Here is an 11376-nt window from a genome sequence, read left to right as displayed (position 1 = left end):
TTATTATTACTAACTTATTAGACCTTTTTACTTACGCTTTCACTGCATGAGTTATACGCTTTCTCGTGTTACAAACTTCAACCTAATAATATGAGTATACTTTCATTGCCATTTGATCGATGAGTGCTCACTAACATTGCAGTAATTGGAGAACTCCTTTGTCACCATGAAAGTCGAACATTAACAACGTAGTTGGTTGCTTAAAGTGGTGCTCTCTGACCGCAAAAGCAATTAAAGCGAGAGAAGAACAACTGCCCATTGTGCCCCACAACTCATTGATAAGCTGCGGTTGTTCTGGGTTCGTGAATCGTTCTGCTTTCGCCCCCAGAGCAAAGCCGTAATCTTCCGAATGCATGCGCTGGTTCGTCATATCGGAATACACTTCACCAAATGAATCGAGCTTTTTACTCGCACGTTGAACAAGTCGAAACATGCCTCTTCGGTCTGAAGTGTTTAATTCCGTATCAATGTAGCCAAGCTGCGCTTGAGGCTTAAGTTTCAATGTTTCTACGGTGTTTTTTCGACAAAGAATTAAACCCGCCCCACCCTCGCTCGGAATAACGCCCCATGGATTATTGGTACTCATTACCATCGCATCGTCGATGAGTGTTTGCATCGAACTCACCAAGGAATCGACACTGATACACATCATAGCATCGTATTTATCCAATGATTTCATGGCCTGGAAAACGAAACTGGGCCCACTGGCATGAACGGCATTCACCACAGAGAGAAATTCAGCATAGTTACTTTCACCAAGCCATTCTTGCACCTTTACTAGTGAAACAGACGCAGGCACCGCTATAAGCAAAGGTATTGGTCTCAATGAACGTGGTAACTGTGCTAACAATGAATCAAGCAAGTGGGTGATTAACTCACACGTTTTCTCAAACTGCTCACTTTCTTTGGTGTATTCGATTTTGGCGTAAGTAAAACGCTCGATACCATCATCCCCTACACATTGGTCAAATCTTCCTAAATCAGCATACGAAACTGCACTAGCAATATCTAAATTCATACCGGTTGGCGTCATCACTTCCATCCCTAGCACGTAACGGCCTGTTGAATTATGCATGCTCGCTTACCTCTTCCAGCTTAGTGATGGATGTCGACACCAACAAATGCTCCTTGCCCTGACAAGGAAACGCAGCGGTGTAACTGATTGATATGGTTTTCTTTTCCGCATCAACGAATAAGGTGTACATCGCCATATCAGCTTGATAGCTTTGATCTTTGAACGTCGCGATCGCACGGTATTTTTCTTTAGGAATTCGAAATGAAAGCGTGTCATCATGACAAAAACCACTCATCATCAAACGCTCCCCCCCACGAAGAAAGCCTTTGCACTGTTGATCAATAGGCGCGCTTTGGAAGAACCGCTTATCAAAATCGAGTGGCAACATTGGCTTGCGATTCTCAATCCAATCGTCATCGAACGTGCCGGCCAGCTTCTGGCGCGACTCAAAGAACGGAGGCACTGGCCCGAACCCCGCAACGCGTAGTTTTTTCGCGGCGGCACTCCAATCCTCTCGGGGATAAAAAATCGAGGGTACTTTCTGTTCAAGCAATTCTTTGTTGGAGTCGGCAACACCACCGCCTATCCGGTTACGTAAATCACCGCCTACCGCGCAAGTGTAATCAATGTCTTTTTCAATAAATGGGACTGGATTGCTCAGCGTGATACTGCCAGCATGCTCAACCCATACGCGATCCCCGTGAATAACGAGAGTCTTATCGATATGACCATCAATCAACACACGACACTCTTGGTATGTCACTGGCTTTTTCGCGTAGCTGCGCGCTTTGCCGTAAACAAGCACATCTGTGTTGTCTTTGGTATACGCAAACTCGTGGTCAACTTTCATCGCAGAGAAACCTTCTTCGCCCAAATATTGGGGATCATCAAAGATTTCACTTTCACCTAATTCGTGCCAAACCACACCATCGAATTGCCAAGTACGTTTAGCGACCACAACCCACACTTCATCGCCGTTTTCGTCACGTTGAAAACGACCTTTAAGTGATAGCTCAGGGTGCGCTTCAATATCCCATAACTGCATTGCTATTCCTTAAGTTGAATCGTTCGCTCGCAGAAGGTGCGGCCTTTAAATTGTTGAAGTTCCAGTCTTGCTGATGTCTCGGCATCGCCATATCCCAAGGCACGTAGGCTCTGGATTGAATGCAGATTTGGCGCCATAGCCAGTCGCGGAACAGCACATCAACGTTAGAATCTTGCATCGCAGCTAACGTAGACTCGAAGCTCAATGCATAACCCAAGCGGCTTAGTAGATTTTGGATATATTTTTCATCTTCCACCCACTCATTGAGCAGATCGACGATCTCTTCCCATTCATATTCGACACCAACATCTTGCGGAGTCAGAGGAAGAAGCTTTCCGTAAACGACATACAAGGCTTGAAGCCAAATTTCACCTTCAGCTTCCTCCAGACTTTCCAAGTGCTCGATGATTTGGGGCACCAGTTTCCAATCGCCACTCAGCGCAAAATCAACAGGTGCTAATGAAGAAGAGATATCAAACGCCTCAAACTCTTTTAACTCAAGCAACTTGGCATAAGTAAGCACTTGCGCTGATGGTAATCCATTTGGTTCGATGCCAAAGCTCTGACGGAACCAAGTGCCTCTGTCACGTTTGGTAATCAAACGTTCAAATAGGTATTGTTCGCTGCCTGCATTGTCATTAAGCCAATCAATCCCCTCTTTTACGTCTTGTAAAGCGAGCAGTGGCAAAGCAACTTGAGAGCTAATGATGCTGGCTTTGTGCCAGCGCTTGATGAGAGAAACACTCAATGTTTGACGTACACGTAAGCATTCAAAGTAAAACGCACCGGATGTCGCATTACCCTCAATAAGCTCCGAAAGCGTGCTATCCATAGATTCAACCGGAGATTGTACGGCAATGACCATTGCAGTTTTAGCGTCAATATCTTCGAGTAAACTCAATCCGCACAAAAGGTTATCCAACTCTGAGCCCAACTCGCCCTGTAGCATCAGCCAGCTGTAGATTGCTGGCTCTTGGCCTCTTAATTGATGAATCAAGCCCGGTGCTAATCGATAAAACGACAAGTAGACCTGCTTCAGTTCTTCAATTTGGCGTTCGATCAGCTTGAGATACGCCAACTCACGACTTGGATAACCCCTTTTGTGAATTTGAACTCGCTGCCTGATTAAAAACCCGATACTTTCAGAAGCAATGGACAGCTTTTCATTACAGAAATCCAGCCATGTTACTGGCAACTGGGAAAGGTCATTCACAGCGCGCTCAGCTTTTGCTAACGCGCCTTCGACTTCTTGATTGGTTATGGGTGCCTTTAGGTGCTCGACACCGATTCTTTGTCGCATCTAGTTATCCGTTATTAGCGTGCCATAACGCGATTGCAATTAGTTAACTCGAAGTAATTAGCTCACTTGGCGTGACTTGTTAACACAAAACCATTAGCTAACGCGAAGTAATTAGTTAATTGCGATCGTTCCGCCTTGAATTTTTTGTGCTTTTTCTGCTTGAGAAGTGACGTACTTCGCTTTAGTGGTAATTCGTCCATCGCGCCCGCTATAGCGAGTTTCTGTCTCACCACTTTTGACTACCAACTCTTGTTCTGTCTCGATAACCATCTTCTTCGCTCGCAATACAAACTCATCAGAGTCATCCAGAATGGAGAAGAAAATGTCCGTCACAAGAGGCAAGCTTAAGTCGTCGTTCAAAAACTCAACTCGACAACTTAATCGATTATCGATAGCCATTTGCAGTTCAGAACGACGAAAGCCACGTCCTAATCTCGCAGTGAGTGGCTGCTTAAATGGGTTACCATCAAAATCAACTCGCACACTGCCCATAGACTCATTGATAGCCACTATTCTTCCAAAACGCGAAAAGCAAGCCGTTGATTCGGCTTGCTGCTCTGATATTACTTCTGTTGTAAGAGGTTGTTTTTCCATTGTTAGTTAACCACTACGTTGCCACCTTTCACGACGACTTTGTCACTGCCTTCGATCGTAATAGCCGAGCCTGATAACTTTATTGAACCATCACTGTTCATCACTAAAGAGGAGCCACCCGTTTTCAATACAATCTTGTCGCCACTGATAATTTGCGTTGCACCATCAGCTTTATAAGCGGTGTTCCCTTTCACTGATACCGTTAAGTTGCCACCAATCGTCTGGTTATCATCCGCACCAATATCTGAACTCTTAGACGCACCGATAGTAAGGTTACTGTTTTCGCCAATATCTAAGTCATCATTTTTACCGATCTTAGTCGTACGGTTATCACCAATTTCTAAGTCAGAATTGTTTTTCACATACTGGGCTTCGTTCGCGTTGTATGTGACGGTAACGTCTTGCTCGACTGTCTCGGTAAACGTACTGTTTACTTGTGTCGTTTTATGTCCATGAATGGTTTCTTTATGGTCACCATGAACTTCATTCGTTTGGTGACGTGCAACCTTCAAGAATTCATCTTGACCGATATCACGGTAACGGTTGTTGAGCACCTTGGTCGACATGTCTTTTTGAGCGTGAATATAGACTTCTTCTTGGTTCGCTTCGTCTTCAAAACTCAACTCGTTGTAACCTGTTCCTTTGTGCGTTTGCGTGCGGAACGTGGTACGAGTTTTGTTTTCTGGCAAAGAGTACGGTGGGAAATGCAAACCGTTGTAAACTGCGCCCGTAACTAACGGACGATCTGGGTCCCCCTCAAGGAAAGTCACTACGACTTCATGGCCAATACGCGGCAAATAAACTGCGCCCCATGTTGGCGCCGCCATGGATTGGCTTACACGAATCCAACAGCTTGAATGCTCGTTGTTATCACCGTAGCGATCCCAATGGAACTGTACTTTCACTCGACCAAGCTTGTCGGTGTAAATCTCTTCACCTTCTGGTCCTACAACGACCGCCGTTTGCGGGCCATCCACTACTGGTGCCGCTAGTTTAGGCGCTTTAAACACCACATCACGTGGAATACACGAGAACTGGTTGTAGTAAGTGGTTGGCATACCACTCGCTTCATCTTCATGCACTTGCGGATCTTGACCTGTGTGCATTACAGACAACATGAGGTAATCGCGGTTAATCTCAGAACGCGGGTGGTCACTGACGTTAAAGCTGTAACCAGATGCTAAGCGCATTACGTCACTCGTTGCTTCCACTTGTTGATTATCGACTATGTGTTCCGACATCCACTCCGTGGTTCTCACCTGACCCATCAGCGGGTCAACGTATCGTCCAGGATAATCAAACTGCTTGAGATCTTGGTCTAACTCGCCAGCCTGTGTCATCTCTTGTGGAATTTTAGGGTGTTCGTAGTTGTAATCTGTGTACGTAACCTGTCCCGTTCTAACGCGGTTAACTAACTCGAGATCAGAGATATGTTCGCGATCGGCAACACCGCCACCATCGGCATGATAAACAATCGGCCCAATGTAAGAAGCATTTAGTGGCGAGCTTATCAAAGGTGCAATCGCGTCATTACTGTCGACAATGACCATCGTATGATTTGAATCGCTATGGTCAAAGTAATACCACATACCGTGTTCAGCCATCATACGCTGCACGAAGTGCAAGTCAGACTCACGGTATTGCAGAACGTATTCTTTTGGAGGATAAGTACCCGACACTTCAAATCGGTAATCGGTGACTGCCCCATCATCGAGTACTTCTGTGATGATGTCTTGCGCTGACTTTTGCTGGAAAATACGACAATCTTGGCGCTGAGATAAGAACCAAGCTTGAGGAACCAAGACTAATTGATAACGAGAAAAACGACGTCCAGTCCCTAAGTAACGAACTTCATTCACCACGCCGTTGAACACACGCGCAGCCCCAACACCTTGTCCGTAAAGTGTCAATGTTCCTGCTTTACGTATTAACTCATCGAACGAGATATCTGGATCAAGTGAAAGTAATGAGAGATTGATGTGGAAAGGCTTAGATAACTCTTCATGAACATGAAAGCTCTCAACCCGAAATTCATGCCCACATCCAGGCACTTCAAATTTAAATTCTACGTCATTCACCATATCTTTTACCTGATACAAATAATCGAATTAGGGCCAACAATCGTTGGCCCTGAATCTTTACGCGACAAGCAATTAAGCTTCGCGTGGAGCACGCCAGTCGTCGTTACCCGCAGTACCACAGTTTTCGTGAGTTACTTCGATCGCACGGTAAGTGAACTTAAGCACTTCTTCTGTCACGCGGTCAGCTGTTGCTGCGTCTTGACAGTGGTTCATACGAGTTTGGATATCGACAAGTAGCGCATCAATCAATTTGATTGAGTAGTAGTGCTCTTGTTTACCTTGAACTGAAGTACGGTAGAAGCGGATCACACACTCAGGAAGTTTTTCGCCAGATACTAGTGCGTTGAATAGTAGTGGAGATGAGCGATCTTGAACTTTAGTTACAACAAGTGGACGGTGTACACGTTGACCAGTTGGCTGACCACTTTGTGGATCACGTGGAACAGTTAGCACGTGATCAAGTTCTTGTACTAGGAACTCATCAACGTGAGCTTCTTGCCATGTGTTACCTACTGAATCTGCAGAGTAAGTATCTTTAGTAATATGGCCTTGAGTCTCACCTTGGATAGACATATATGCTGGAGTTGGCATCGCTATTTCCTTTTCTAAAATCTGTTTTGTTTAAATCACCAAATCGCTTATCACCGCGACTACTTGGTATAATCAAAGTCCGTGCCAACTTTAAAAGCACAACAAAAACAACAACTTAATCAAATTAAGACATTATTCACTAATATCTTGAGTACAATTTATTGGATAAAAAACCAAAAAGTTGGATTAAGATAATAATAAATTGTTCTAACTTTAAAAAGTGAAAATAACCATATAAAACCGTGTAAATAAAGTCATTAAAACTAATAAATCCGACACTTTTACTATCAATTAATTTAGAATAACAACGCCATTAAAATAACCACAAACATTAATGTCACAATAATCATTAAAAATAACCAACAAACGATAGTCAAAATATCTTGATAAAAAAAGAACGCAATTACTTTTAGTATAATAGCCGCTACCTCTTTTCCTCTAAAGAATAAAATGGCTATGATAAATATAAACCTTTCTTCATTAATTCAGCGTCTACACCCGATTGCAAAAGTAGCATTAGAAGACGCCGCTGCACTTGCAGTCTCTGAAAAAGCAAACGAAGTTCAAATTGAGCATTATTTACTGAGTCTATTAGAAAGGCCAAATAGTGATTTTGACGTCTTATTAAGTCATTTTGATTGTTCTGAGAACTTATTAAGACAATCGGTTCGATCCACACTCGACACCAACGCCAAAGGAAATGGCAGCAAACCTGTTTTTTCTGCTTTATTAATCGAATGGTTGCAAGAAAGCTGGCTGGTTTCTTCTTTAGATCTATCCGAAACACAAATCCGCTCTGGTGCCTTACTCCTTACTCTTGTTAGCAACCCTCTCCGTTACGGCCAACATGGTTACGCCTCTATCCTTGAAGCGGTAAACCCTGACAGCCTTAAGCGTAACTTTGCAGAGCTAACAAGCCACTCTATTGAGGAGCAAGTTGCTACTTCAGAGAAAACACAAGCTCGTGAGGATGGCTCAGCACTGAGCAAGTTCACAACCGACTTCACTGGTAAAGCACGCAAAGGCGAAATCGACCCTGTTTTCTGCCGCGACCAAGAAATCCGCCAAATCGTGGACATTCTTGCTCGTCGCCGTAAAAACAACCCTATTGCTGTTGGTGAACCGGGCGTTGGTAAAACCGCAGTAGTAGAAGGCTTGGCACTTAAGATTGTACAAGGTGACGTACCAGACAACCTCAAAGGTGTTGAGCTTTACGGCCTGGACATGGGTCTTCTGCAAGCTGGTGCAAGCGTAAAAGGCGAATTCGAAAAACGCCTAAACGCAGTATTGGATGAAGTGAAAAACTCACCAACTCCAATCATTCTATTCATCGATGAAGCACACACCCTTGTTGGTGGCGGTAACCAAGCAGGCGGCAGCGACGCGGCAAACTTGCTAAAACCAGCCCTAGCGCGTGGTGAAGTGAAAACCATCGCCGCAACAACATGGTCGGAATACAAGAAGTACTTCGAGAAAGATCCTGCTCTTGCGCGTCGTTTCCAATTGGTAAAACTCGACGAACCGTCTCCTGAACAAGCAGCATTGATCATTCGTGGTCTGCGCCCAGCATACGAGAAGTCACACAACGTTTACGTGCGTGATGACGCCATCACTGCTGCGGCAGCGCTTTCTGCTCGTTACATCTCTGGCCGTCAACTGCCAGACAAAGCGATCGATGTACTAGATACGGCGTGTGCACGAGTGAACATCAGCCTTAATGCCATTCCTGCTTCTGTTGAGACTCTGCAGCAAGAACTTGCAGCTCAACAGCGCGAGCTTGAAGCACTTGAGCGTGATGCTCTGCAGCAAACTGGCGACAAGCACAGCCTTGCTAACATTCCAGACCTAAAACTGGCAATGGAAACAACGAAAGAAGAGCTAGCAGAACAAGAAGCGCAATGGCACAAAGAAAAAGAGCAGATCCAAGAGATGATTGCTCTACGCTCTCGCTTACATGAACTGGTCTTTGGCGAAACAAATGAAGAAGAGCTTGTTGCAGACGAAGATTCAGAACAAGAGCGAGACGTTTCTCCATATGCAGAAATGGATGAAGAAGCCGTTCGCATTGCCATTTCGGCCTGCCAAGAACAGCTAGATGTAATCCGCAATGGCAACCCACTGGTTCACTTTGAAGTGGGTCCAGATGAAGTCAGCCACGTGATCTCGGACTGGACTGGTATTCCAATGGGTAAGATGCTTCAAGACGAAGCAGAAACCACACTAAAACTGAAAGAAAGCCTAACACAAAGCATCAAAGGCCAAGAATACGCTATTGATGCACTGTCTGAAGGCATCCAAACAGCAAAAGCAGGCCTAGGCAACCCAGACGCACCGACGGGCGTATTCCTACTGGTTGGCCCAAGTGGTGTGGGTAAAACCGAAACGGCTCGTGCGATCGCTGATCAAATGTTTGGTGGTGAGCGCTTTATGACGACCATCAACATGTCTGAATTCCAAGAGAAGCACACGGTATCTCGCCTAATTGGTTCACCTCCGGGTTACGTAGGTTACGGTGAAGGCGGCATGCTGACAGAAGCGGTACGTCAGCGTCCATACTCTGTTGTACTTCTTGATGAAGTAGAAAAAGCCGACCCAGAAGTGTTGAACCTGTTCTACCAAGTGTTCGACAAAGGTACGCTGAACGATGGCGAAGGCCGAACCATCGATTTCAAGAACACGCTGATCATCATGACCAGTAACCTTGCTACGCACGAGATCGAATCTTTAGTTCATCAATCCAAAGACATCGATGCAAATATCATCGCAGAAGCTATCCGCCCTACTTTGAACCAACACTTCAAACCGGCGCTGTTGGCGCGTATGTCTGTGCTTCCATTTGTTCCACTGTCTGATGAAGCAATGACAGAAATCATTCACCATAAGCTGAACAAAGTTTCTCAGCGTCTACAGAGCCATCACAAGTTGTCTCTGAGCTACGAAGAAAGCTTGGTTGAGTTCGTACTAGGTAACTGTCGCCTTGCTGAAACGGGCGCGCGTAACATCGACGCGGTTATCAACCGTCAGTTACTGCCTCAGCTATCGACGCAACTATTAGTGCATGACAAGGATGATTCACATACGCAAATCGAAGTGTCTGTCGATGAGCAAGGAACACTAACCTATGCGTTCAGCTAACCATAGCGAACTTAGCAACGCCCTACTTGCGATCAGCCAATCTTTGGCTGATCGCAGCCAGCTGACTCAAACGTTGGATGCAGTGTTGACCGCTGCGAGACAAATGACCCTCGCAAAGCACGGCATCATTTATGTTTTGGACCAGACTGGCCAGGCGTTGATTCCAAGTACCGCTCACCATAACGATAAAACGATTGTTTCCCCCCCTTGGGAGGCATTGCAGATTGATTCCGCTAGTGAGAACGACCCATTTAACTTTGCCATTCGCAATGGTGAAGTGGTATTGATTAACGAGTTGTATAAGTACAACGGTTATGACTGTGACAGCATCTATCAAACTGAGCAGACGCTAGGGCTAAAAAGCGAGAACTTACTGGCTTGGCCTTTGATTGATAGCGAAAGTAAGACCATTGGACTCTTGGTCTTGCTCGATCTAAGTGTTATCGACAATGAGGCGGCATTGACTGAGTTTTGTCGCATGGCGGCGAGTAATATTCGCCAAGCCGTTTGGTTAGAGCAATATGGGCAAGTGATTAAAAGCCTCAGTGCCGATAATCAAGCCCTAGTGCGCGAGAACACTCAGCTCAAAAAGCGCACCCAAAAAACCTATCAGGGCCCTATTGCAGAGAGCGAAGAAATGCTCAATGTCTTGAATCGTCTTGATAAGGTGTTATCTCTTCCTGTCGACGTTCTGTTACGTGGTGAGACTGGTGCCGGTAAAGAGGTGATCGCGAAATACATTCACGAAAACTCTAACCGAGCAGAACAACCTTTGATCGTTCAAAACTGTGCGGCTATTCCAGAGCAGTTATTGGAGTCGGAACTCTTCGGCCATAAGAAAGGCTCATTTACGGGCGCAGACAAAGACAAAGTCGGCCTGTTTGAAGCAGCCAATGGCGGTACGCTTTTCTTAGATGAGATTGGCGATATGCCAATGCTACTGCAGGCAAAATTGCTGCGTGTGCTACAAGAACGTAAAGTTCGCCCAATCGGCACCAGCAAAGAGATTGACGTCGACGTTCGCGTTATCGCCGCAACCCACTGTAATCTTATGCAGCAAATCAAAGATGGTGGGTTCCGTGCTGACTTGTTCTATCGCTTGAACGTATTCCCGATTACGCTGCCTCCCTTGAGAGCACGCAAGTCGGACATTCTCCCTCTCGCAGAACACTTCGTGCAACACACCACCAACACGCTAGGTTTACCGCAAGCACCAGGGTTAAGTGCCAACGTCCGTAAACAGCTTCTTGCGTACCCATACCCAGGTAACGTGCGTGAGCTTAAAAACATCATCGAACGCTCAGTGCTACTGTCCGATTTTGAAACCATCACTCACATTGAGTTTGGTGAACAAATCCCAGAAGATACGCCAAGTGTTGAAGTAACAGCGGCGTCACCTGCCCCAGAACAACCTGCCTACGAGCCAGCACAAGCGGATTTAGAAGACGCTTCAATGGGCCTTAAGGACGTTGTCAGCCAATACGAGCGCACAGTGATCATCGATTGCTTAAATGCCTGCAATTGGCACACCAAGAAAGCAGCTGAGCAATTGGCACTTCCAATGAGCACACTCAACCATAAAATGAAGAAATACGATATTTCTGCAGCTGGTTAA

8 protein-coding genes are annotated in these 11376 nt (G+C 45.5%); 2 read left to right on the top strand and 6 right to left on the bottom strand.

The features are described from left to right. Positions 1–130: 130 nt before the first annotated feature. From R7Q09_RS06680 to R7Q09_RS06655, 6 genes are all read right to left on the bottom strand, one after another. Positions 131–1075 (bottom strand): hypothetical protein, encoded by a 945-nt coding sequence (locus R7Q09_RS06680; RefSeq protein WP_318071250.1) that lies wholly within the window; start codon positions 1073–1075, stop codon positions 131–133. Further along, positions 1068–2060, bottom strand: a complete 993-nt coding sequence (locus R7Q09_RS06675) for a DUF2169 domain-containing protein (RefSeq protein ID WP_318071249.1) — start codon at positions 2058–2060, stop codon at positions 1068–1070. Before R7Q09_RS06675 ends, R7Q09_RS06680 begins: the two co-directional genes overlap by 8 nt. Then, the gene (locus R7Q09_RS06670; protein ID WP_318071248.1) at positions 2041–3360 is read right to left on the bottom strand and encodes a hypothetical protein; all 1320 of its coding nucleotides are present in this window, start codon (positions 3358–3360) and stop codon (positions 2041–2043) included. The genes R7Q09_RS06675 and R7Q09_RS06670 overlap by 20 nt, the downstream gene beginning before the upstream one ends. 111 nt (positions 3361–3471) lie before the next feature. Then, positions 3472–3954: a hypothetical protein gene (locus tag R7Q09_RS06665; protein ID WP_130546348.1), complete on the bottom strand. Its 483-nt coding sequence runs from the start codon at positions 3952–3954 to the stop codon at positions 3472–3474. 2 nt (positions 3955–3956) lie between these two features. Continuing rightward, positions 3957–6035, bottom strand: coding sequence for a type VI secretion system tip protein VgrG (tssI, locus tag R7Q09_RS06660; protein ID WP_042523523.1), 2079 nt, complete (start codon positions 6033–6035; stop codon positions 3957–3959). 72 nt (positions 6036–6107) lie between these two features. Next, on the bottom strand, positions 6108–6626 hold the full coding sequence (locus R7Q09_RS06655; protein ID WP_005373415.1) for an Hcp family type VI secretion system effector: 519 nt from the start codon (positions 6624–6626) through the stop codon (positions 6108–6110). 456 nt (positions 6627–7082) lie between these two features. On the opposite strand from R7Q09_RS06655, the gene tssH reads away from it, so the two are divergent. Next, positions 7083–9761 carry a type VI secretion system ATPase TssH gene (tssH, locus tag R7Q09_RS06650; RefSeq protein ID WP_318071255.1) on the top strand — a complete coding sequence of 893 codons (2679 nt, stop codon included), beginning with the start codon at positions 7083–7085 and terminating at the stop codon, positions 9759–9761. Further along, positions 9748–11376 carry a sigma-54-dependent Fis family transcriptional regulator gene (locus R7Q09_RS06645; protein ID WP_213962666.1) on the top strand — a complete coding sequence of 543 codons (1629 nt, stop codon included), beginning with the start codon at positions 9748–9750 and terminating at the stop codon, positions 11374–11376. The genes tssH and R7Q09_RS06645 overlap by 14 nt, the downstream gene beginning before the upstream one ends.

The organism is Vibrio sp. 2130-1, from assembly GCF_033339515.1.
Note: the sequence above shows the minus strand (reverse complement) of the source record. Positions and strands in the feature narration are given on the sequence as shown.

Bases quoted from the DNA above. Each gene is read 5' to 3' on its own strand.
- R7Q09_RS06665 (WP_130546348.1), bottom strand. From the start codon at position 3,954: ATGGAAAAACAACCTCTTACAACAGAAGTAATATCAGAGCAGCAAGCC.
- tssI (WP_042523523.1), bottom strand. From the start codon at position 6,035: ATGGTGAATGACGTAGAATTTAAATTTGAAGTGCCTGGATGTGGGCAT.
- R7Q09_RS06670 (WP_318071248.1), bottom strand. From the start codon at position 3,360: ATGCGACAAAGAATCGGTGTCGAGCACCTAAAGGCACCCATAACCAAT.
- R7Q09_RS06675 (WP_318071249.1), bottom strand. From the start codon at position 2,060: ATGCAGTTATGGGATATTGAAGCGCACCCTGAGCTATCACTTAAAGGT.
- R7Q09_RS06680 (WP_318071250.1), bottom strand. From the start codon at position 1,075: ATGCATAATTCAACAGGCCGTTACGTGCTAGGGATGGAAGTGATGACG.
- R7Q09_RS06655 (WP_005373415.1), bottom strand. From the start codon at position 6,626: ATGCCAACTCCAGCATATATGTCTATCCAAGGTGAGACTCAAGGCCAT.
- tssH (WP_318071255.1), top strand. From the start codon at position 7,083: ATGATAAATATAAACCTTTCTTCATTAATTCAGCGTCTACACCCGATT.
- R7Q09_RS06645 (WP_213962666.1), top strand. From the start codon at position 9,748: ATGCGTTCAGCTAACCATAGCGAACTTAGCAACGCCCTACTTGCGATC.